The sequence below is a fragment of the Pseudomonas sp. SDO55104_S430 genome, assembly GCF_054070595.1.
This window is the reverse complement of the sequence record NZ_JBSVXG010000001.1, coordinates 22,920-43,936: the sequence shown is the minus strand read 5'-3', so window position 1 is coordinate 43,936 and position 21,017 is coordinate 22,920. Positions and strand designations below refer to the sequence as shown.

Below are 21,017 nucleotides of genomic sequence, written 5' to 3'. Positions count from 1 at the left end.
CTGCGGCACATCTACTCAGGCTTGATGGTGATCGTTCTGATTTTGCCGCCAGTGTAGATATCCCGCTTCATCGCGGCTCGCACCGCATCCTCTGCGCTTGTACCCATGTCCATTGCAGCTATGGCATATGGGGAGCCACTGCCAATGGCGTCAGGATTTGACAGGCCAAGATCCTGTTTCCAAATCCCAGTTTTGTCGTCATGACCGACCATCAACAGTCTGCCGCCGTCGACGACATAGCCTGAACACTCCACAGGAGCCTGTGAAGGCGTGCCGAAGTAGGCGGCGATCAACGCCTTCTCATCACATACGGCGCCCGAGAGAAAGAAGCTCACCCCCGTCGACTACCTGGTGCTTGATGGCATCGTCAGAAACAATCCGATCGTTTCGGGTCTGGCGATTGTCGTAGGCAATAACGCCGTCTTTGTAGGCGATAGTTGTCATGGACGCCTCAGTCGAATGGGTCGGCGGGCTTGGCAATGGAGCGCACGAACCACATGAAGCCCCGCTGCTGGTTGGTCTTGACCAGGGCCAGCATTCGCGGATCGACACATTCGATCTGGCTGATTTGTTTGAACAGTTCGCCCGTATCGGCTTCCAGGGCCCTGATCGAGTTCATCCCGTCGATTTCGCTCTGGGTGAGGTCGCGGTAGCCGGTGATTTTCTTGTGCTGGTTATCCATGCTGCGTTCCTCGTCGCGTGTTGCGACATAATTTATGGGCTCGATAAAACGTGTCGCGGTTACTGCCCCGCCCCACGGGTTGGGAATCTGATTTCGGCAATCCGATCGGCGATGTCAGCTAGCTTCTTGACGCCCAGGAAGCCGATGAACACACCGGCAGCCGTAGCTAAGTTCTGCGGCAGTCCGAAGTACTCGAGGACTGGTATCAGGCCGATGGTGATCAGTGTGCAGATCGCCGCTTCGAGAAGGGCCTGGCGCCGAGTTCCTCCGCCATAGATGATCCTGATGAACCCATTTGCCGTTGCGCAGAAGACGTTCATCGTCAACGGCGGCGCACTGAGCTATGAGGTGCAACTGGTCAACGCAGTTATCACCACCAAGGCACCGATCAAAGGCCGCCTGAACTTCGAATGGTTCGGAAGCTGGGAAAACGTCATCGGGAAGATGCGCGAGGTCACCAGCAAAACGAAGAAGGACGAGGACACTGGTGAGTTCAAAAAATACCGCGTCCCAGCCTGGAGCTTTGACGACGAAAAAGGCCTCGGGATCAAGGTTTGGGCAACCTTCAAAGGGGAAAACGAGCCGCGCGCTCTTGAGCTTCTGCTCACCCAGGTCCGTACCCGGAACTCGACGCTTTGGGCGGAAGATCCCAAGCAGCAAATCGCCTACCTCGTCACCAAAAAATGGGCATGACTGTTTTGCCCGGACGTGATCCTTGGCGTTTACACGCCTGACGAGTTCGAAGACTCATACGGCGGTGAGATCGACATCACGCCCGCCAGGCAGTCCGAGAACACTGCCGCAGCTGCCGGCGTGTCGTTCGGCCCGAAATCGCCGTCGCCGGAAATTGACGGAGTATTCGCGGACCTTCTGGCCGTCGCGAAGCGCCAAGACATCGATGCGTATGCAGCAGCCTGGGCAGAACTCAAACCCAAGCAGCGCGCTGCGATCGGCCTGGAGTGTCACGAAGCGCTCAAGAGCATGGCGGCAACCGTTGATGCCGACTTTACCGACATGACCGGCGCCCATGACGACCTTACTCAGGCCGAGGAGGCAGCGTAGTGAGAGCGGAGCTTCAGGGCACAGAAAAGTGGTGTGCCGACCGATCTGGCCGAGTCACTGCCAGCCGGTTCAAGGATGTGATGGCCTGGGGGAAGCCTGACAAAAATGGGAAGCGTGAGCCAATGGGTGCGCGTACTTCCTACATGCGTGAGCTGTGCTTCGAGCGACTGGCAAAGAAGTCTAAGCACAACGTCAGCAGCGCTTCCATGAAGTGGGGTCACACCGAAGAACAGAAGGCTCAGGACGCTTACGAAATGTTGACTGGCAACATCGTCATACCGTCAGAGTTCATCGTCCACCCGAAGTACGACTGGCTTGGTTGTTCACCAGACGGACTGATCAACGATGACGGGGGCACAGAGTCGAAGTGCCCTTTCAACGAGGCGATACACGTCAGAACGTGGCTCGAAGGCATGCCCGAGGAGCACATGCCGCAGGTGCAGGGCTGCATGTTCGTCACCGGGCGCCAATGGTGGGACTTCCTGTCGTTCGATTCGCGCCAAGATGAAGAGTGCCAACTCTACATCGAGACGATTTATCGCGACGAAGACTACATCGCCAACCTGCACAAGGAGCTTGTTCAGTTCAATCTGGAGCTGAATCGCATGGTTGATGAAGTCGCGGACAAGGCTCGGGCGCAAGCCCATCGCTTAGGAGCTTGATCATGATCAGCAACCTTAAATACGACATCGAGTTCAGACGGGAGAAAGCGCTGGAGCTTTCACTTCAGGTCGAACAACACATCGCCGCCGGTGGACGCTTCTCCAGATCGGCGCCCGCGCAAATCAATCCAACGCCTGCTGCCCGCTCCTCCAAGATCGACCCCGACACCGTCCTCAGGGGCCGCAGCCCTTCCCCTACTCAGGCAGAACGAATCGCGCTACGGCGGATCACGGAGGTGCTATGAGCAAGCGCAAACCCAACAACGGATATGCCCGGGCCGAACGCAGCTGCCGCGCGCTGCTCCGGACCAACCACGTCGCGGTGGTGACCATCGACCCCAGCGGCACGCAGATCATGGCCAACTGGAAGAACTGCAGGCCGATCCGCAGCCTCGCCATTGCCAACGCCCTGTTCGACTTCTCCTACCACTGAACGATCTACATCAGCGCCATGTGTCGCGATGAGCGTGGCGTTAAGTACGTCAAGTCGGTGGAGATATCGCCCGAGGGTCTGCACAAGGTCGAGCGCCTGACCGACGCCATCGAGCATTACTACCTGGAGCTGCGCGACGGCTGCAACCCGCACCACCTGGTGGCATCGGGATGGATCGCCGTTCCCGCGGAGGTCACGCTCGACGAAGCCCAGGCCGCCAAGCTGTTCTACGCCGCCGGCGCCTGGCATCAGGTGAAGGTCGCAGCGTGAGAAGAATGATCAACCGGGCGCACCAGCGCCGACGACAGACCTGGCTGGACTTGCCAGCCAGCGGAATTGAAGAGGTAGGCCATGGCCAAGAATGGAAAAGAACGATCGGCTAAAGCTGCGCTAAAGCGGATCGAACTCGACGAGAAGGAACTGCGGCACCGCTGCCGGCTTGGCACTCGGCAGAAGCTGGAAGAGCTCATGGCCTGGAACGAGGATACAGAGCAGGCCTCAGTGATTGAGGGTTGCCTGCGCTATGTTCATTCGCTTGGGCCTGAAGGAGCACGGGAGGCATTGAAAACGCGCCACGAAATCGTGATCAGCGAAAACGTGGCGCGAATATTTCGGAGTGAGAGCCTTCGAGAGGCCAGAAGGTACTCCGGTGATGAAATAATTCATCCAAACACAACTAATAAGTGATATCAGACGCCCTTTTCGATGAAGCAGCGCTGCACACTCCACATCTATTTCGGCTAAAAGTATCAAGAATTTCAGCGTTTGCACCATAGGACTCGGGCGCTAAAAAAAGCACATCCATCATATCCAGCAACATAGCAGGCTCTAAATTATCAAATATCGAAAACTCAGTGATATATGATTGGAAATTTCTACCCTTATCACCAAGACTATTATAAAACAATATCACCAACTCGAAATCCGACAATAAAGACCTTACTACGTTTCCAAACTTTCTTTTATCTGGATGCTGGCATTCTGAAACAAACCTAAAAACCGAATAAAGACTGCGAAAATACAAACCCAGATCACCATGAAACCTCCGCATCACCTCGCGATAGGCGAGCCCCATTCGCTCCTCATGGGTCCCTTTGGCGGTACCGTATTCGTTTCGCAAATGCCATACCCAAGTCTTAAAACAGTCCCTACCGACCATTTTGACGACGCCATTTTTTTTGATATCGAAACTTTGGACTACGCCTTGCTGCAGACTTAACATGTTATAGAACTGAGATTCAATCTGCTGCCTAGAGTTTTGCTCCTGACTACCCATCAAGTCTTTACGTTGTATGAGCAAAGTTATCAAGACACCAGAAAATGCCAACCCAGAAAACAAAGCATTGAGTGTTCCGAAAGCATCACCAAAAGTTCCTCCTCGAACACCTTTCAACTCCGCCAAGTCCTCTGGAGAGGAAAATCCAGAGTACAAAAAATAATAATACCCAGCGTATACCGCTAAGACAATCATCACCACTATTGCGATGAGCCATCCCAGACCTATTTTATTTTTCATTTAATCCTACCTATTTAACTCTCGGTTCCCATACCGGGCGGCACACAAATACCTTAAAAAAAGTCAATTTGCCATCATTCATTGCCACCGCCGGTCACGGAGGCGGCGCCTGACTGGAGAAATCCATGAGCTACAACTGTGCATTTGTCCGGCAGCACTATCAGGTGCCCGCCGAAGTCGGTCGTCGAGTCATCGCCTACGGAAAGCCCGGCGTCAGCCGACCGTGGACATTACATCGGCGTGGTGCTGGACGAAGATCCGACGAAGCGGATCAGCAACTACCACCCGTCGCACGAAATGCAGTACGGCGAGATGGCTGAGAAGCTACCGCTCAAAGAATGGCTAGTCCTGCCGTTCAATCATGTTTGGGATGATCTCAACTGGAATCGGGAAGCCCGCGAAGACTTGGTCAGGGTCTGGGCGGCCACTCGCAGCCAAGCCAAATACAAGGCCTATGAGCGGCTTCAGGATTACTGCCACAGCATCAAGGCGATGCTCCATTTCAAAGTCCGACGCGCCTAATCCGCCCTCACCTACTGCACCAAGTCAATCACATCATTCCTTATTGGAAGACGAACCAACTTCTATCCCGCTAGCCGCTGCCATCAACCTATTCAGAGACCGAACGGATTGTGAAAGCTGTTCGGATATCTCTACATTAAATTTTGATAGTCCATTACCTGACAACGCATCAATCACAGCAACAACGTCAGGAAGACTCAAACGTACCTCATGGTCGTACTCGCCGTTACGATCTGGATCCTTAGTCTTTCTTAAACTCAGAGACACTACGGGTCCAAATTCGGGATCTGCCTGAACAGACACAGCAGCAGGCTTTTTCCCCTTTATCGCAACCCAGCCGCTATTCCTGTTCGCACCTTGCCTGCGAATTTCCATCAGCACTACCCCTCTGATCCGGCCCCATGCCGGGCCGAACACAAATACCCCACTTCAACGAATCACGCCAGCCGGCGAGGATCTTCTATGCCTATTCACAACGTCGTCAGCATGAGCGGCGGAAAAGACAGCACGGCTACGCTGCTGGTCGCTCGCGAGCTCGGCGTGTCGAACCTGAGCGCCGTATTCGCAGACACCGGACACGAGCATCCCGAGACCTATGACTACGTTCACTATCTGGCCGAGGCCACAGGCGTTCCAATCCAATGGGTGAAGGCAGACTTCTCCCGGCAGATCGCCGGCAAGCGCCGATTCATCGAGACCAAATGGCACGAGAAAGGTGTCCCGGAATCCGTGGTGCTTGGGGCGCTAGAGGTTCTGCACCCCACGGGCAACCCGTTCCTGGACATGTGCCTGTGGAAAGGTCGGTTCCCCAGCACCAAGGCACGCTTCTGCACCGATGAGCTCAAGCGTAACCCGATCATCGAGCAGGCCTTCCTGCCGCTCATGGACGGAGAGAACATGCTGCTGTCCTGGCAAGGCGTGCGGGCCGATGAATCACTGGACAGGAGATATCTGCCGGAGTGCGACGAGGTTGGAGGCGGCCTGTTCAACTATCGGCCGATACTGAAATGGCCAGTAGATGCGGTTTTTGAAGCGCACCGGGCGGCCGGCATCAAGCCAAACCCGCTTTATCTGCAGGGCTGCAATCGCGTCGGGTGCATGCCCTGCATCATGTGCGCAAAGGACGAACTCAGGCAGATCGCGGCCAGGTGGCCAGAAGAAGTAGACCGGGTGCGAGAGTGGGGCTGCCACGTTCTTCGCAACTGTCACCGACCCAACCGTCAGATCCACCGACAAGGTGAGCGCAATCACTCACGGGATTGACCGGATGGTCGACTGGAGTAACACCGCCCGCGGCGGGCGCCAATTTGACATGGTCGACTTGATCGCCCGCACAGACAGCCAGTACCGCTGCTCTTCAGCCTACGGGCTTTGCGAATAGCTTCAGTAGGTTATCCACGTCAGAGCGACTTGGCATATGGCCGCAGCAGCTGCAGAGGCCACAGCGCCTTTGTTCCATCTGGTTTATTCCTCGGCGGTTTTAAGGATATCGACAGTCCCTTTGCTTGAACTCTTAGTTAAAGACACGCCAGACCAACCATCGTCGGTTTCATCGTAGAGGACCTCTACGGTTGCCGACTTGAACCAAAGGTAGCAAGAGTTCAAAGAAAACAACGCAACAAGAATTGTGAAAAACAGCTCTGCCGAAAACATAGTGGTGCTCCCTCATTTTCCCCGCTTCAGATCGTCCCATCTCAAGTTCGAGAACTCAATATGACAACCGCAATCGATTTGTTCGCCGGCCTCGGCGGATGGTCTACCGGTGCCCGCAATGCCGGCATCGACGTAATCTGGGCGGCCAACCACTGGCCGGTCGCCGTCGAATGGCACAGCGCCAACCATCCAGAAGCAATTCACATCTGCCAGGACCTGCACCAGGCGGATTGGTCGAAGGTTCCGGCCCACGACATCATGCTGGCCTCGCCGTGCTGCTAGGGGCACACGAAAGCCCGCGGCAAGAAGGCCGGAAACCCCCAGCACGATGCGTCTCGGTCGACAGCCTGGGCCGTTGTGTCCGCCGCGGAGTTCCACCGGTCGGAGGTAGTGCTGGTCGAGAACGTCGAAGAGTTCACCGACTGGGCACTGTACCCTGCCTGGTCGCAGGCCATGGCTGCGCTGGGTTACATGATCGCGCCCCATGTCGTCGACTGCGCCGACCTCGGAGTACCCCAGCACCGCGTCCGTCTGTTCCTGGTCTGCACTCGCAGTAGGTCGCCGCTGATGCTCGAGCTGCACCGGCGCCAGCATGTTCCCGCCGCCAGCTTCCTCGAGTTCGACGCCGGCCGCTGGTCTCCGATTGATAAACCGGGCCGGGCTCAGGCAACCCTTGACCGGGTGCGCAATGGCCGCGAGCGCTTCGGCGATCAGTTCATCATGCCCTACTACGGAAAAGGTTCAGGGCTCACCGGCCGGGACATCAACCGGCCGATCGGGACCATCACCACGCTCGACCGCTGGGCCCTGGTGCGCGGCGACGAGATGAGGATGCTGTCAGCCAACGAGGCACTGGCGGCCATGTCGTTCCCGGCCGACACCCTGCGCCCGGACAACCACCGCCTTACCATGCACATGGCCGGCAACGCGGTACCGCCGCTGGCCGGACAACGAATCATCGAAGCGCTGAGAGCTGCTGCTTGACCCCCATATCCTCACTTAGCAAAGATCCGGTGAAGTCTGGGTGGGCTATCTCGGTAAACTGGGCACTCCGACAGGCTTCTTGCGATGTAATAGTCAGTAGCGCGATCGATTGCAATTTGATTGATAACAGCGACTTCACTGCGAGTCAGAATAGAGTTCGGCTGGCCAGCGACAATCAGCAACTTCGGAGAAATGGGAACAATCATCATGTCCTGAAAACTATCGGGAACGATGAACTCTCCTTCTCCCGCACGAACAATTCCCCACTGCATGTGATGGTTGTCCTGTCGGAATGTGTTCATGTAGCCGAAGACATGCATGCGCCCAGCAAAGCGCCCAGGCATAACGCCGTCCCTGAAGAACAAAACATGCTTTCGCTCGAGAATCTCCTGTTCATCCTTAGTCAGAGAATCTCCCGCCATTCCCTCGAATTTTACGTCGTCGAGGCCTTCAGCCCTGAGCTTCTGCCTCGTTCTCCAAAGAGAAAAGAAATCTTCGACGACAGTCTTTTCGAAACAACCGATGACACTGGTAGAGCCGGCAAGTATAGAGTCGGCCAAGGCTTGGAACCGATCTTCAATCGCCTTACCTATGCCAGCTTCAGTGCCCTGATCCCATACGCGTTTAGCGCAGAACAGAACGTTTGTGGAGCTTACTCGGATAACCTTGGCGCCCTCCTTCCTACATAGCTGAACTAGGCCGTTCTCATCTGAAAATCTATCAATACCTTTCCTCGGAAAAACATGTTGATTGATCGTCAACTTATGCGGATTTCCTTTCTGCGTTGCTTCAAAACCCATATTTCCCTCGGCGACTTATCTGGCATGTCGCCCCACTTTAGCTGATCCCTCACCACCCTCCACCGCCCGGGCATGCCCCGGCAGAGGACGCCCATGCTCACAGTAAACAGGCCGGTGAGGCGTCCGGCACCAACGTGTAATGGGTGGTTGAGACCTTCGAATACTGCAAGCGCAAGCTCACAGGTTGGCCAGAACTTAATTTGATATATAGTGCAGTGAACCGAACCAGTGGAGAAAGACATGGCTTGGAAAGAAGATTTCAAACAAACAATGCTTGGGCCATACATCGAACCGGACGATATCAATACGGGCTTCTTATTGAAATTTCGCAATATTCCCAAGCAGCTTTTCAAATACAGAGAATTCGACGAGAGAGATAACTCCCTCAAGAATTTAATCGAAAGCACAGTCTGGATGAACTCGCCTCAAAATTTCAATGACCCTTATGATTGCTCGCTTGCAGTAAAACTAAATAAAGTCAACCCCTCCATGTCAGGCGTAGCTGCTCTATACGACCAACTTAAAATAAGCAAAGAAACCCAAGAGATTGAATTCTCAAATTTCTTGAAGACAGACGACCCAATTGCGAGCGCTATAAGATTTCTCGTCAAAAAGGATATTTTAGATGAGACGTTAGCAGAGGAACTAATCTCTGCCATTGAGAATTACAATGATGTAATGGTTGGAGAGTTTTCCGAAAAAACAAAAAACCTCACAAAGGTGTGCTCATTTAGTGAGACTGAGAAATCCACACTGATGTGGGCACACTATGCGAGTTATCACACTGGATTTTGCATAGAATATAACTTCACAACGCTTGGTCCAGAGTCGCTAATTACCAGATTTCTTTACCCAGTATTTTATAGCGATTTGCTGCATGACCACTCAGACTTTATAACCGAAATAGATATGAACAGGGCTAACCCTCTATCCATCGTTCTGCCTGCGCTAACGAAAGCTTCAGACTGGGCATACGAAAAGGAGTGGAGACTCGTATTCTCTAATAACTTTATGAAAGAACCCCAAACATGCATCGTGCCGAAAGCTACGCGAGTTTATGCGGGAGTTAAAATCAGCGCGAAAAATCTCAGCAAGCTTGAAAGCGTTTGTGCCGAACTAGAGATACCATTGACGCGAATGAAAATGTCTAATACCTCATTCAGCATCATTCCTGATATAAATCTGAATTAGTTAATTTAAATTATACATACTACTCTCGCTCACTGACTGAGAAGCAGGCTATAAATCTTCGCCTGACAAATCATCAAAGTTTCGATCGGAGTGCGCCCGCACTCCGCAGTAACTCCTCCCGCTTCAAAGTCAGTCGCTATAGCGGCAAGGAAAGTTAGCCATTACGATTCAGCTTCAGTATCGCCTCGCCCGTTTGTTACATATATCCCATGCATCTCTTCTCTAAACGAAATCAACATACTTTCAGCAGAGCCATAGCTATCTTGAGACACTCTTACTGAATATCCAACAAGGTCGTTAAGCAAGTTAGTATACATAATTATTTGATTCTTTAGCGTGTTCCGTATATCTGCTTCCTGCTCTCCGCTTTCGGTTTTCCACTGAAAGGTATACTCAAAGGTCTTCCCAGCCCGCGCCATCTTATTTTCAGTGTGAAGAATTTGTCGGTCAATCATCTGGAGGCAAGCTTCGCGAGTGCGCTCAATGTGATCGCGATCCGCGATAGAGATAGCATTATTTACTTGGCGCTCCTGTGCATCGAAAGTATCTCTCTGGAGCTTCATTAAAGCTTTAAATTCTGCCTGCTGAGTATCAAGCAATTGCTTTTGAAGATAAACAGTTTGCAAAACAGCAAGCAAAGTAACAAATGAAATTAGCGGACCTATCAACCCCCCAATGTACCCTCCAAAATCTGACCATTTTCCTGAATCATCAGAAAGCCCGGCATTAAACATATAAAAATAAACACCAGAAACGCCAATGATTGCGACCAGAACTATCAAAATAGAAGCCTGCCTAAAATCTTTCAATTCTTTACTCGCGCACTAGTTATCGTTAAACGTCAATAGTCTCACGGAGAGTTTGTAAATGGCTACACATCCTAGTCAAGAAAAATCCAAAAACACTTACCGCCACACTTTCACCGCCGTCTGCCCGTCCGACGGTGAAACCATCATTTACCGGTTCGAACTGCGGTCTACCGCGATGATCCACGTCGAACACATAAAAGCGGCGACTGCGCTGATCAAGAAAGGCTGGCACGAACAAATCGCAGATCGGTTGTCGGAAGCCCTCGGCGGCGACCAAACGATCATCGCCACGCATCAGGGCGTGGAAATCGAAACGGTGAGGCTCAGCGGATGATCCATTACCACGGCACGCCAGTCGGCGGCACCCGCCAAGACGGCGCTCGATTCCTCGCCGGCCGACACGCACTGGTGCCATTCCCGCGCCAGGATGACATGGGGATCGTCGCAGAAGTCTGTCAGTCGTTCGTGTTCGACAATGGCGCGTTCAGCGTATGGAACAAGGGCGGCACGCTCGACGTGGACGGCTACATCCGGTGGGTCGAAGACTGGCACCGGCACCCGGGCTTCGACTGGGCGCTCATCCCGAACGTGATCGATGGTGACGAAGCGGCGAACGATGCGCTTCTGGCAGCGTGGCCAGAGGCCTTGCGTGGCGTACCGGTGTGGCACCTGCATGAATCGCTCGACCGCCTGCAGCGGATGGCCGCTGAATGGCCGGTGGTCGCGTTCGGCAGTTCAGGGCAATGGGGCTCACCAGGAACTTCAGCCTGGTGGAAGCGGATGTCAGCCGCCATGGATGCCATCTGCGATGACCAGGGCAGACCGGCCTGCCGGCTGCACGGGCTCCGCATGCTCGACCCGGCCATATTTGAGCACCTGCCATTTGCCTCGGCCGATTCCACGAACGCCGCTGTCAACGGTGGCAGCATCAGCCGCTTCGGCATGTACGCCCCGCCAACCGCAAGCCAGCGCGCTTGCGTGATCGCCGACCGCATCGAGTCGCACAACAGTTCGCCGATCTGGCAGCGCAAAGCCCAGGCCGAACTCGCTCTATAACCCCACCCCCCACACATGAGCCTGCCGGTGACGGCGGGCGAGGCGAAGCCATGACCATCACGAAGATCATCAAGGGCCCGCACCGATTCGCCGGCCTCTGGTGGGTGATCGCTGAATGCAACGGCAAGATTCAGCACATCTCCCGCCGCACCGAACAGCAGGCTCGCACCATCGCCCTTGGCCAGGACAGCGTGACCATTCACTGAACACTTTGCCGCCGCCGGCGGCATGGAGCATCGCATGAGCGTCCAGTTTCTGTCCCACGAGGAGGTTTGTGAGCTCACCGGGGCGCGGACCAAGGCGGGGCAAATCCTCAACCTGAAGAAAAACGGCATCAGGCATACCATCAAGGTAAACGGCTGGCCAAGCGTGACGGCCCTGGCCGTGACAGCGGTCGGAATGTACGAAGCAGAAAAACCCGTATGGACACCACGTAAGGCCAGCTGACATGGGAAGACGCCCAAGTAAACCCGGATCTATAGCGCGGCTGCGTGAGCGAAAGAAAGCCAACGGCCGTGTTTTCTACTACTACGACACCGGCGGAAAAGACCGCAAGGAAATCCCCCTTGGCAACGATTATGGCTTGGCGATCATGGAGTACGCCAAGCTCGAGCGTGATCGAACCGCGACTGATTTGGTGTCCAAGGTCATTACTTTCCGCTATGCCGCTGAAAAATATGCAGTCGACATCGTGCCCACCAAGAGCTCTGCCACACAGGCCGACAATAAGCGCGAGCTGAAAAACCTCATCGCATTCTTTGACGACCCTCCTGCACCGCTTGAAACGATCGAGCCGCTGCACGTTCGGCAGTACCTCACCTGGAGAAAGTCTGCCCCCGTGCGGGCCAACCGGGAGAAAGCGTTGCTGAGTGCCATCTGGAACTACGCCAGGGACAAGGGCTACACGGCCCTGGCGAACCCCTGCGCCGGCATCAAGGGCAATAAGGAAACAGGCCGGGACACCTACGTCGAAGACGAGCTGTTCAGGCGAGTGCACGACAAGGCCGATGCTGGCCTGCAAGACGCCATGGACCTGGCTTATCTCACAGGTCAACGGGTAACCGACACCAGGCTTATGGACGAGCGCGATGTCCGCGATGGCCAGATCTGGGTCACTCAGGGGAAAACAGAGGCCAAACGACGGATCGAAGTGACAGGCGAACTGAAGGTGGTGATTGATCGAATCATGGCTAGGAAGACCGGGCACAAGGTCCGCTCGACGCGGCTGATCGTTTCTGAGGATGGCTCACCGATGACAGTGGCGATGTTGCGAAGGAGATTTGACTTGGCCAGGGAGGCGGCCGGTGTTTCGAAACCGGAGTTCCAAATGCGGGATTTGAGTGCGAAGGCCGGTACCGACAAGGCGGAATCCAGTGGAGACATCATGCAGGCCAAAGATCAACTTGGGCATATCACCGTGGTGATGACGGAGCAGTACATCCGCAATCGGAAAGGGAAAAAGGTCTCTCCCACCAAGTGAATTGCGGACCAACTTCAGAATTGCAGACCAGAAACAAACAAGGGTTTGCATCAGCTTTCGCTCGCAAACCCTTGATATAAGATGGTGCCCGAAGCCGGAATCGAACCGGCACGCCCTTACGAGCGGGGGATTTTAAGTCCCATGCGTCTACCAGTTTCGCCATTCGGGCGGTAGCGCGGTGAATCAGAGGGGGGAAATATATACATCCCGCTCTGGTGAAGCAAGGTCGCATGTGTGATTTACGAGACTAAATCATGCCGGGACCAAAAATAAAAAACTTCTTAAATCATGAACCTACGAAACATTTTTCGGATTCTTGCCAGGTTTTGTCGCTTACTCGCCCGCCACTTTTGCGCCGCTATCAAGACTTCATTGCTAACGACATCGCCTAGAGCACCTGATCAGGACTCAGACTTGCCTGCTTCATGGCCCTGCTCAAGGCGCTGTTCGCCGTCACCAGGCCCGCATTGAGGCCTGCTATGGCCGCTTGCAGCGCGCTCACCTTGGCCTTCGCCTCTGCATGACTCAAACGCTGATCATTCAGCACCGCCTGCATCTGGGCCATCTACTCGGCGATCTGTCGCTGCAACTTGCGGATCATTTTCAGAATCTGCTTGATGTCAGTCGGCAGACCGCTTTCGTCGATGTCCCGGTCTTTGCCGCTGGAGCCGCTGGCTTTCTGGAGGCCGGCACCAGACAGTGAGACCTTGATACCCTCCTTTGCCGACAAGGGGCTTGAAACGATGGTCGCACTCTTTGATTCATCCCCCACTGCCTTGGTGGGCTTCAATGTCGAAGCCAAGCCGTTGCCATGGTTGGTCACGTCCAATTCGGTCTTGATCACGCACTGCTCCTTGTGAAACTGCTGCAAAGACGACGCCGAGTGCAATTGCCTGTCAGCTCAGACTCAAGTCCAGCGCATAGGATGCCAAAGCCTGTCGTTTAATTGCGTCAATTCGACGGGCGAAAAAAAGCATATCGGCATAGCCGGTACAAACTCCAAGATCGAATTCACAGGAATTTCCGGACCGACCATTACCGAGAAAATTCAAAAGCGTTGAAAGCGCGTTACGTTCAAGCTCGTGAAGGCTATCGAGTATTTCCTGAACAGTTTTAGGAGCGAGCCGCTCAAGGGCAACCGTTTTGATCAGGGGGCTTTCAGCGTTCATTGTGAATCCTTGGGAAAGTGCTTCAGTCTCGACGTCGGTGCCCTGAATCAGCTTTGCTGCAGAAGGCACCACTGGTAATGCAACACTATCGGCAAGGCTGCCTCACAGAAATCAGGTATCCCTGAAAGTAGCGGGAAACTCGTCAGCACCAGACGTTCTGATTGGCAGACACCCAGACCTTCCTGAGGGCAATAAAAAACCCCGTAGATCATCGATCTACGGGGTTGTTTATAGTGGAGGCCGAGGTCGGAATCGAACCGGCGTAGGCGGATTTGCAATCCGCTGCATAACCATTTTGCTACTCGGCCTCAAAACATTTGCTGTCAGTAGCAACAACATCAAATGCGTAAAACTTGGAGCGGGAAACGAGACTCGAACTCGCGACCCCGACCTTGGCAAGGTCGTGCTCTACCAACTGAGCTATTCCCGCGTCTTGGTGTGGCGCATTCTATAGAATCCAGAAGCCCCGTCAACCCTTTGATTCAAAAAAGTTTTATTTCTTTTGAACGTCGGTCTTCAGATGCGGCCAGGCGGCGCGCAAGTATTGGACCATAGACCACAAAGTCAGGCCCGCGGAGACCATCAGCAAGGCGTAACCCATCAACACCCAGAAGCTGAAGTCTTTCGGATTGGCCAGCAGGATCACCAGCGCCAGCATCTGCGCGGCGGTTTTCCATTTGCCCAGGTTGGACACGGCCACATGAGCACGAGCGCCCAGTTCGGCCATCCATTCGCGCAGAGCGGAAACCACGATCTCTCGACCGATGATTACCGCTGCCGGCAGCGTGAGCCAGAAATTGCCGTGTTCCTGCACCAGCAGCACCAGCGCAACAGCGACCATCAGTTTGTCGGCAACCGGATCGAGGAATGCCCCGAACGGTGTGCTTTGCTCCAGACGGCGGGCCAGATACCCGTCCAGCCAATCTGTGGCAGCGGCAAACGCGAAGACCGAGGCTGACGCCAGGTAACTCCACTGATAAGGCAGGTAGAACAGCAAAATGAAGATCGGAATGAGCAGAACGCGTAGAACGGTAATCAGATTAGGGATATTCATCGGCACAACTGGCTACGAGGTGAGGTGGCATTCTACTCGCTGTGCAGATTTGCATAAATCAACTCTGCGAGCTTTTTACTGATCCCGGGTGCTTTGGCGATCTCTTCGATGCTGGCACGAGACAGCTCCTGCAATCCACCAAAATGTTTCAACAAATCGCGGCGGCGTGTCGGCCCTACCCCGGCAACGCCCTCAAGCGTAGACGTACGACGGGTTTTTCCACGGCGGGCGCGATGCCCGGTAATGGCGAAGCGGTGAGCTTCGTCGCGGATCTGCTGGATCAAATGCAGCGCGGGGGAATCACCGCGCAAGGTGAATTCGTGGGCAGCGTCATTGAGGTACAGGGTTTCGAATCCAGCCTTGCGCGTCGCGCCCTTGGCCACGCCGAGGAGGATCAGGTCCGGCACCGCCAGCTCGTTGAGCACGTCACGGGCCATGGACATCTGTCCCTTGCCGCCGTCCACCAACAGGATATCGGGCAACTTGCCCTCCCCGTCCTTGAGCTTGCTGAAGCGTCGCGTCAGCGCCTGATGCATCGCCGCGTAGTCATCGCCTGCAGTCACGCCTTCGATGTTGTAGCGGCGGTAATCGGCCTTGATCGGTCCTTCCGGACCGAACACCACGCAAGACGCCACGGTCGCTTCACCGCTGGAGTGACTGATGTCGTAACACTCGAGGCGCTGTGGTGGCTCGTCCAGCTTCAGCACGTTGGCCAGATCATCGAAGCGCGCGGTGATGTGCTGACGATTTGCCAAGCGTGCACTCAAAGCCTGTTCGGCATTGGTCACCGCCAATTGCTGCCAGCGCGCACGCGTGCCGCGCACCCGATGGCTGATGGTCAGCTCGCGACCACGCAGCTCTGCAATGGCTTCGATCAACGCTGGAAAGTCTTCATGAACCACGTTGACGATCAGCTCGCTCGGCAGGTCGCGTTCGGGACTGCTGACGAAATACTGACCCAGAAACGCCGCCATGACCTCGGAAACGTCTTCCTCGATACCGACCTGCGGAAAAAAGTTCTTGCTGCCCAGCACCCGACCGCCCCGCACACTGATCAAATGAACACAGGCGCCACCCGGGTTGACGAACGCCGCGATCACATCGACATCGCCACTGCCGCCCTCCATGCTCTGCTGGTCCTGAACTCGTCGCAGCAACGCGATCTGATCACGCAATTCGGCGGCACGTTCGAACTCGAGGTTGATCGCGGCTTCTTCCATCGCGCCCGATAGCTCATCGCTGAGCGCGTTACTGCGGCCTTCAAGGAACATCACCGAGTGCCTCACGTCCTCGGCGTACACCTCAGGCTCGACCAGACCGACACAAGGCGCCTTGCAGCGCTTGATCTGGTACTGAAGGCAGGGACGCGTGCGGTTCTTGTAATAGCTGTCTTCGCACTGACGAACGAAAAAGGTCTTTTGCAGCAGGCTCAGGCTTTCGCGAATCGCACCGGCGCTCGGGTAAGGACCGAAGTATTTGCCCTTGGCCTTCTTCGCACCGCGATGAATGCTCAACCGCGGGAACTGGCCATCGGACAGGAAGACGTAGGGGTAGGATTTGTCGTCGCGCAACAGGATATTGTACGGCGGCCGCCATTCCTTGATCAGCGTCTGCTCAAGCAGCAGCGCCTCGGTTTCGTTGGCGGTGATGGTCGTCTCGACCTGGGCGATGCGTGCAACCAGCGCTGCGGTCTTGGGGGCCAGGCCGGTTTTGCGGAAGTAACTCGACAGGCGATTCTTGAGGTTCTTGGCCTTGCCGACGTACAGCAGGCGCGCATCGCTGTCGAACATGCGATACACACCGGGACGCCCACTGACGGTTGACAGGAAGGCACTTGGATCAAAGATTTCGGTCATTTTCAGAGGCTGGCATCTACCATGCCGTGACGAACCGCCAGCAGCGTCAACTCGACATCACTGCTGATCGAAAGCTTTTCGAAGATGCGGTAACGGTAGGTATTCACGGTTTTCGGCGACAGGCACAGCTTGTCGGAAATGATCTGGACCTTCTGGCAGCCGACGATCATCAAGGCGATCTGGATCTCGCGCTCGGACAAGGCATCGAAGGGAGAGTCATTGGTTGGCTGGAAGGATTTGATTGCCAACTGCTGGGCAATCTGCGGACTGATGTAGCGCTGACCAGCAAAGACCAGGCGAATGGCCTGGACCATCTCCGGCAAACCTGCACCCTTGGTCAGGTATCCCGCGGCACCGGCTTGCAACAAACGTGTCGGAAACGGGTCTTCTTCACACACCGTTACCGCGACGACCTTGATGTCCGGATGGCTGCGCAGCAGTTTGCGCGTGGCTTCAAGACCACCGATGCCGGGCATCTTGACGTCCATCAAGACCACATCGGGCTTGAGCTCGCGCGCCTTGAGCAACGATTCCTCACCCGATTCAGCCTGGCCGACCACTTGCAGGCCATCGATGTCAGCCAGCATTCGTGTAATGCCCGTACGAACGAGATCATGGTCATCGACCACTAGCACCCTAATCAAGCAGACACCTCGCAATTTGGTCTTCGTGGGTTGTCGCCACCTTAGCAAAAAGGAACTGGCAGACCTAGCGGAAAGCGTCACATAAAAAGTTTCCAGTTATCTTGCAAAGCCCTGTGCCAAGCGTGTTTCAGACAAATCCATGATCGGCGTCGCGCTGCATTCTCAGGAAACACGGGGCCTTGCCCATCGCTTGTAATCCCTTTCTTTCATACAACGCCCGCGACGGATTATTTTTCAAGCCATAGAAAACTCCGCCTGCGATCGATAGCAATTTCTGATTGAATCCTCGCACCGGGCTCTAGTAAGCTCGGCGCATCCATCGGAGACAAACCATGTTCAACGCCCTCTCACAGCTACGTACCGCCAGCGCCCCGCGCTCGGTTTCGGCTGCCCGGGCGAACGGTGTTTGCGCTCCGGTCAGCTTTTATTTTGGGTATTGGTTTAGCCACTGGCGCGCCTGATACCCACACGGCGCCCACTTTGAACGGGTCGCCACCAGAGATTTCTCAACCCCCGGTCGGCTTCCCGACCGGGGGTTTTGTTTTTTCAGCCCTTAATTTTTTGTTGCAGCACACCAGACATACAGAGGATCAGCACCATGAACTACGCCACTTATTACCGTTACGACACTTTTACCGCCTGGCGATTTACCACCCTCCGCTCGGGACAGCCTGCCGCCTCCGATCGGTCACCCACAGGTGGCAAGCACACACACGCAGCCAATCCGGCCAATTGTCGAACACCCCTATAGGCCGAGCGCGCGGGAGCGAACCCGCCGCCAGCCAGGAAGCCTGAACATGAACTCGTCCGTCTCTGCTTTGCCGCTGTCCACCCTGAGCCCTGCCAATGAAGCGCTGACCCTGCGTCTGCCCAGCTCGTTGCAACTCAAACAGCAACTGCCGCTCTCCAACGCCCTGACCCGGCAAGTCGACGCCCACCGCGAGGCGGTCCGCGCGATTCTCGACGGTGAAGACTCCCGTCTGCTGGTCATTGTCGGCCCCTGCTCGATCCACGATCCGAAATCCGCGCTCGAATACGCCGCCAACCTGGCCCGCCTGTCCGCCGAGGTCAGCGATCAAATGCTGCTGGTGATGCGCGCCTACGTCGAAAAACCCCGCACCACGGTGGGCTGGAAAGGCCTGGCCTACGATCCGCACCTGGACGGCAGCGACGACATGGCCGGCGGCCTGACCCTGTCCCGCGAACTGATGCGCGAAATGCTGATGCTGGGTTTGCCGGTCGCGACCGAACTGCTGCAACCGATGGCCGCCGGCTACTTCGATGACCTGCTCAGCTGGGTTGCCATTGGCGCCCGCACTACCGAATCGCAGATCCATCGCGAGATGGCCAGCGGCCTGAGCATGCCGGTCGGCTTCAAGAACGGCACCGACGGTGGCGTCACGGTGGCCAGCGATGCCATGCGCTCCGCGGCCCATCCGCATCGCCATTTCGGCGTGGACAGCCAGGGCCACCCGGCGATCATCCAGACACCCGGCAACCCGGACACTCATCTGGTCTTGCGCGGCGGCCACAACGGCCCGAACTACGACCGCGCCAGCGTGGCGAAGGTCAACGGCGACTTGAGCAAACTGAAGATCCCGGCGCGGATCATGGTCGATTGCAGCCACGCCAACAGCGGCAAGGATCCGCTGCGCCAGCCGGCGGTGTTCAATGACGTGCTGGAGCAACGCCTGCAAGGTGATCGCTCGCTGATTGGCATGATGATCGAGAGTCACTTGTTCGAAGGCTGCCAGGCTATTGGTCCATCGATGAAGTACGGCGTGTCGGTTACCGATGGCTGCCTGGGGTGGAGCGGGACGGAGCAGTTGTTGCGCCAGGCCGCCGAGCGGTTGCGGGCCTGATCCCTGATTGAACAGACGATGGGGTCATTGTGGCGAGGGGGCTTGCCCCCGTTGGGTCGCGCAGCGGCCCCAAAAAAGATGGGAGTGCTGCGCACTCCAACGGGGGCAAGCCCCCTCACCACAGGTAAGTGTTCGACTTGGCTGGCCGGTACTGACGCAACCTCCGCCTTTTCGGCGTCTGTTTATTCCGTTTTCACCCGCCAACCGCGTCCTTTTCATACACCGCAGGCAACCCTGCCTGCTTTAGAGTGAGCCGCAAGGCACCACCCTGAATGCCAGAAAAAGGACTTTGAACATGCAACGGAATGCACACACTCGCCACCCGATTCTCCTGGTCCACGGGCTCTTCGGCTTCGACCGGATCGGCAACTTCGAACTCTTCCACGACATCAAGCAGGCTTTAAGGAACGCAGGCGCACGGGTTTTCGTCCCTCACCTGTCGGCAACCCACAGCAACGAAGCGCGCGGCGAACAACTGCTGGTGCAGATCAAGCGGGTTCTGCAAGGCACGGGCGCGAACAAGGTCAACCTGATCGGCCACAGCCAGGGCGCGCTGGCCGCTCGATATGCCGCCGCGATGGCGCCGGAATCGGTGGCCTCGGTGACGTCCGTCAGCGGACCGAATCAAGGCTCGGAGCTGGCGGACTACCTGCGCAAGGCCCTCGTCCCCGGACACCTGCCGGAACACGTCGCCGAAACAGTCGCGACCTTATTCGCCGAATTTCTGGCATTACTCGGCGGCCACCGCCAATTGCCACAAAACGCCCTCGCCGCGCTCAATGCCCTGACCACCGAAGGCGTGGGCGCATTCAATCGCAAATACCCCCAAGGACTGCCGAAAACCAGGGGCGACAACGGCTGCGAACTGGAAAACGGCGTGCGCTACTACTCCTGGAGCGGCACCTTGCAGGGCGGTCTCATCGAGAGTGGACTCAAAGCGGTCAATCCGCTGCACAACTGTCTGCGTGCCTTTTCCCGATATTTCGTCCATGAAACCGAGCACAACGATGGCCTGGTCGGACGCTACAGCTCGCACCTGGGCACCGTCATCCGCTCCGACTACCCCCTCGATCATCTGGACACCCTGCGCCAGACCGGCATCGTGGCAGCACAAGCCGTCGACTCGATTGACCTCTACGTGCAACACGCCGAGCGCCTGAAAAAAGCCGGTCTGTAGCCCGTAACTACCCCGCAGGCCCCACGTAACGGAACTTTGAGAAGAAATCGCTCACTGAATCCGGTAGGCTCCCCACTTTACCGAACATTGAAAGGAGTATTTCCCCATGGCTAAAGCCACTGCCCGCCACATCCTCGTTTCCAGCGAAGCCAAGTGCAACGAGCTCAAGGCCCAGATCGAGGCTGGCGCAGACTTCGCCGAAGTCGCCAAAGCCAACTCCACCTGCCCGTCCAGCCGCCAGGGCGGTGACCTGGGTTCGTTCGGTCCAGGCCAGATGGTCAAGGAATTCGACACCGTGGTCTTCAGCGCGCCGATCAACGTCGTGCAAGGCCCGGTCAAGACCCAGTTCGGTTACCACCTGCTGGAAGTGACCAGCCGTCAGGACTGATCGACGCCCGGTTTTCG

General features: G+C 55.9%; 27 protein-coding genes, 3 tRNA genes and 4 pseudogenes. 18 read left to right on the top strand and 16 right to left on the bottom strand.

Going from position 1 to position 21,017, the window contains the following annotated elements:
* Nucleotides 1–11 precede the first annotated feature (11 nt).
* The 3 genes and pseudogenes from ACW9JE_RS00245 to ACW9JE_RS00235 all read right to left on the bottom strand — a co-directional run bounded on the left by ACW9JE_RS00245 (nt 12) and on the right by ACW9JE_RS00235 (nt 1,008).
* Nucleotides 12–444: pseudogene (locus ACW9JE_RS00245) on the bottom strand (proteasome subunit beta).
* Nucleotides 445–451: 7 nt separating this feature from the next.
* On the bottom strand, nt 452–682 hold the full coding sequence (locus tag ACW9JE_RS00240) for an Acb2/Tad1 domain-containing protein (RefSeq protein ID WP_457431467.1): 231 nt from the start codon (nt 680–682) through the stop codon (nt 452–454).
* 59 nt (nt 683–741) lie between these two features.
* Nucleotides 742–1,008 carry a phage holin, lambda family gene (locus ACW9JE_RS00235; RefSeq protein WP_457431466.1) on the bottom strand — a complete coding sequence of 89 codons (267 nt, stop codon included), beginning with the start codon at nt 1,006–1,008 and terminating at the stop codon, nt 742–744.
* On the opposite strand from ACW9JE_RS00235, the gene ACW9JE_RS00230 reads away from it, so the two are divergent.
* From ACW9JE_RS00230 to ACW9JE_RS00205, 6 genes and pseudogenes are all read left to right on the top strand, one after another.
* The gene (locus tag ACW9JE_RS00230) at nt 968–1,375 is read left to right on the top strand and encodes a recombinase RecT (RefSeq protein ID WP_457431465.1); all 408 of its coding nucleotides are present in this window, start codon (nt 968–970) and stop codon (nt 1,373–1,375) included. The two genes, ACW9JE_RS00235 and ACW9JE_RS00230, sit on opposite strands and share 41 nt — an antisense overlap.
* Before the next feature lie 15 nt (nt 1,376–1,390).
* Nucleotides 1,391–1,744 (top strand): hypothetical protein, encoded by a 354-nt coding sequence (locus ACW9JE_RS00225; RefSeq protein WP_457431464.1) that lies wholly within the window; start codon nt 1,391–1,393, stop codon nt 1,742–1,744.
* Nucleotides 1,744–2,406, top strand: a complete 663-nt coding sequence (locus ACW9JE_RS00220) for a lambda exonuclease family protein (protein ID WP_457431463.1) — start codon at nt 1,744–1,746, stop codon at nt 2,404–2,406. The genes ACW9JE_RS00225 and ACW9JE_RS00220 overlap by 1 nt, the downstream gene beginning before the upstream one ends.
* A 2-nt stretch (nt 2,407–2,408) precedes the next feature.
* Nucleotides 2,409–2,651: a hypothetical protein gene (locus ACW9JE_RS00215; protein ID WP_457431462.1), complete on the top strand. Its 243-nt coding sequence runs from the start codon at nt 2,409–2,411 to the stop codon at nt 2,649–2,651.
* Nucleotides 2,648–3,109: pseudogene (locus ACW9JE_RS00210) on the top strand (hypothetical protein). Before ACW9JE_RS00215 ends, ACW9JE_RS00210 begins: the two are co-directional and overlap by 4 nt.
* An 81-nt stretch (nt 3,110–3,190) precedes the next feature.
* Complete coding sequence (locus ACW9JE_RS00205; protein WP_457431461.1) at nt 3,191–3,526, top strand: hypothetical protein; 336 nt, start codon at nt 3,191–3,193, stop codon at nt 3,524–3,526.
* Here the strand turns inward: ACW9JE_RS00205 and ACW9JE_RS00200 are convergent.
* Entirely contained in the window at nt 3,516–4,355 is an 840-nt protein-coding gene (locus tag ACW9JE_RS00200) for a putative phage abortive infection protein (RefSeq protein ID WP_457431460.1), read from the bottom strand. The two genes, ACW9JE_RS00205 and ACW9JE_RS00200, sit on opposite strands and share 11 nt — an antisense overlap.
* 125 nt (nt 4,356–4,480) lie before the next feature.
* Between ACW9JE_RS00200 and ACW9JE_RS00195 the strand changes: the two are divergent.
* Nucleotides 4,481–4,877 (top strand): annotated as a pseudogene (locus tag ACW9JE_RS00195) (hypothetical protein).
* Nucleotides 4,878–4,910: 33 nt separating this feature from the next.
* On the opposite strand, the gene ACW9JE_RS00190 reads toward ACW9JE_RS00195, so the two are convergent.
* The gene (locus ACW9JE_RS00190; protein ID WP_457431459.1) at nt 4,911–5,252 is read right to left on the bottom strand and encodes a hypothetical protein; all 342 of its coding nucleotides are present in this window, start codon (nt 5,250–5,252) and stop codon (nt 4,911–4,913) included.
* An 87-nt stretch (nt 5,253–5,339) separates the two neighbouring features.
* Here ACW9JE_RS00190 and ACW9JE_RS00185 point away from each other — a divergent pair, with 87 nt between their 5' ends.
* Both ACW9JE_RS00185 and ACW9JE_RS00180 read left to right on the top strand, forming a co-directional pair.
* Complete coding sequence (locus tag ACW9JE_RS00185; protein WP_457431458.1) at nt 5,340–6,140, top strand: phosphoadenosine phosphosulfate reductase domain-containing protein; 801 nt, start codon at nt 5,340–5,342, stop codon at nt 6,138–6,140.
* Nucleotides 6,141–6,590: 450 nt separating this feature from the next.
* Nucleotides 6,591–7,514, top strand: a pseudogene (locus ACW9JE_RS00180) (DNA cytosine methyltransferase).
* An 11-nt stretch (nt 7,515–7,525) separates the two neighbouring features.
* Here the strand turns inward: ACW9JE_RS00180 and ACW9JE_RS00175 are convergent.
* Entirely contained in the window at nt 7,526–8,314 is a 789-nt protein-coding gene (locus ACW9JE_RS00175) for a hypothetical protein (RefSeq protein WP_457431457.1), read from the bottom strand.
* Between the two features lie 240 nt (nt 8,315–8,554).
* Between ACW9JE_RS00175 and ACW9JE_RS00170 the strand changes: the two genes are divergently transcribed.
* The gene (locus ACW9JE_RS00170) at nt 8,555–9,505 is read left to right on the top strand and encodes a DUF2971 domain-containing protein (protein WP_457431456.1); all 951 of its coding nucleotides are present in this window, start codon (nt 8,555–8,557) and stop codon (nt 9,503–9,505) included.
* Nucleotides 9,506–9,666: 161 nt separating this feature from the next.
* On the opposite strand, the gene ACW9JE_RS00165 is transcribed toward ACW9JE_RS00170, so the two are convergent.
* Complete coding sequence (locus tag ACW9JE_RS00165; protein WP_457431455.1) at nt 9,667–10,314, bottom strand: hypothetical protein; 648 nt, start codon at nt 10,312–10,314, stop codon at nt 9,667–9,669.
* A 58-nt stretch (nt 10,315–10,372) separates the two neighbouring features.
* On the opposite strand from ACW9JE_RS00165, the gene ACW9JE_RS00160 reads away from it, so the two are divergent.
* From ACW9JE_RS00160 to ACW9JE_RS00140, 5 genes are read left to right on the top strand one after another with little or no spacing between them, the layout of a single operon-like run.
* Nucleotides 10,373–10,648, top strand: coding sequence for a hypothetical protein (locus ACW9JE_RS00160; protein WP_457431454.1), 276 nt, complete (start codon nt 10,373–10,375; stop codon nt 10,646–10,648).
* Nucleotides 10,645–11,370 (top strand): hypothetical protein, encoded by a 726-nt coding sequence (locus ACW9JE_RS00155; protein WP_457431453.1) that lies wholly within the window; start codon nt 10,645–10,647, stop codon nt 11,368–11,370. Before ACW9JE_RS00160 ends, ACW9JE_RS00155 begins: the two co-directional genes overlap by 4 nt.
* Nucleotides 11,371–11,420: 50 nt before the next feature.
* Nucleotides 11,421–11,576, top strand: coding sequence for a hypothetical protein (locus tag ACW9JE_RS00150; RefSeq protein WP_457431452.1), 156 nt, complete (start codon nt 11,421–11,423; stop codon nt 11,574–11,576).
* A 34-nt stretch (nt 11,577–11,610) separates the two neighbouring features.
* Nucleotides 11,611–11,817, top strand: coding sequence for a DUF4224 domain-containing protein (locus ACW9JE_RS00145; protein ID WP_457431451.1), 207 nt, complete (start codon nt 11,611–11,613; stop codon nt 11,815–11,817).
* Nucleotide 11,818: 1 nt separating this feature from the next.
* Entirely contained in the window at nt 11,819–12,850 is a 1,032-nt protein-coding gene (locus ACW9JE_RS00140; RefSeq protein ID WP_457431450.1) for a site-specific integrase, read from the top strand.
* An 82-nt stretch (nt 12,851–12,932) separates the two neighbouring features.
* On the opposite strand, the gene ACW9JE_RS00135 is transcribed toward ACW9JE_RS00140, so the two are convergent.
* From ACW9JE_RS00135 to gacA, 9 genes are all read right to left on the bottom strand, one after another.
* Nucleotides 12,933–13,019: transfer RNA gene (locus ACW9JE_RS00135), tRNA-Leu, on the bottom strand.
* Nucleotides 13,020–13,238: 219 nt separating this feature from the next.
* Nucleotides 13,239–13,415 carry a hypothetical protein gene (locus ACW9JE_RS00130; protein WP_457431449.1) on the bottom strand — a complete coding sequence of 59 codons (177 nt, stop codon included), beginning with the start codon at nt 13,413–13,415 and terminating at the stop codon, nt 13,239–13,241.
* A complete protein-coding gene (locus ACW9JE_RS00125) occupies nt 13,416–13,694 on the bottom strand; it encodes a hypothetical protein (RefSeq protein ID WP_457431448.1) in 279 nt (92 codons plus the stop codon).
* A 52-nt stretch (nt 13,695–13,746) separates the two neighbouring features.
* Nucleotides 13,747–14,019 (bottom strand): hypothetical protein, encoded by a 273-nt coding sequence (locus ACW9JE_RS00120; RefSeq protein ID WP_457431447.1) that lies wholly within the window; start codon nt 14,017–14,019, stop codon nt 13,747–13,749.
* Between the two features lie 234 nt (nt 14,020–14,253).
* Nucleotides 14,254–14,327 (bottom strand) — tRNA-Cys (locus ACW9JE_RS00115).
* Between the two features lie 46 nt (nt 14,328–14,373).
* Nucleotides 14,374–14,449, bottom strand: a tRNA-Gly gene (locus tag ACW9JE_RS00110).
* Nucleotides 14,450–14,512: 63 nt separating this feature from the next.
* Nucleotides 14,513–15,073, bottom strand: a complete 561-nt coding sequence (gene pgsA / locus ACW9JE_RS00105; protein WP_224535226.1) for a CDP-diacylglycerol--glycerol-3-phosphate 3-phosphatidyltransferase — start codon at nt 15,071–15,073, stop codon at nt 14,513–14,515.
* 32 nt (nt 15,074–15,105) lie between these two features.
* Complete coding sequence (gene uvrC / locus ACW9JE_RS00100) at nt 15,106–16,929, bottom strand: excinuclease ABC subunit UvrC (RefSeq protein WP_224535224.1); 1,824 nt, start codon at nt 16,927–16,929, stop codon at nt 15,106–15,108.
* A 2-nt stretch (nt 16,930–16,931) separates the two neighbouring features.
* Nucleotides 16,932–17,573 (bottom strand): response regulator transcription factor GacA, encoded by a 642-nt coding sequence (gacA, locus tag ACW9JE_RS00095; protein WP_008015884.1) that lies wholly within the window; start codon nt 17,571–17,573, stop codon nt 16,932–16,934.
* 797 nt (nt 17,574–18,370) lie between these two features.
* Here gacA and ACW9JE_RS00090 point away from each other — a divergent pair.
* The 3 genes from ACW9JE_RS00090 (at nt 18,371) to ACW9JE_RS00080 (ending at nt 21,000) form a co-directional block, all read left to right on the top strand.
* The gene (locus tag ACW9JE_RS00090; RefSeq protein ID WP_457431446.1) at nt 18,371–19,435 is read left to right on the top strand and encodes a 3-deoxy-7-phosphoheptulonate synthase; all 1,065 of its coding nucleotides are present in this window, start codon (nt 18,371–18,373) and stop codon (nt 19,433–19,435) included.
* 295 nt (nt 19,436–19,730) lie between these two features.
* Nucleotides 19,731–20,612 carry an esterase/lipase family protein gene (locus ACW9JE_RS00085; protein ID WP_457431445.1) on the top strand — a complete coding sequence of 294 codons (882 nt, stop codon included), beginning with the start codon at nt 19,731–19,733 and terminating at the stop codon, nt 20,610–20,612.
* A 106-nt stretch (nt 20,613–20,718) separates the two neighbouring features.
* Nucleotides 20,719–21,000 carry a peptidylprolyl isomerase gene (locus ACW9JE_RS00080; protein WP_175378130.1) on the top strand — a complete coding sequence of 94 codons (282 nt, stop codon included), beginning with the start codon at nt 20,719–20,721 and terminating at the stop codon, nt 20,998–21,000.
* Nucleotides 21,001–21,017 lie beyond the last annotated feature (17 nt).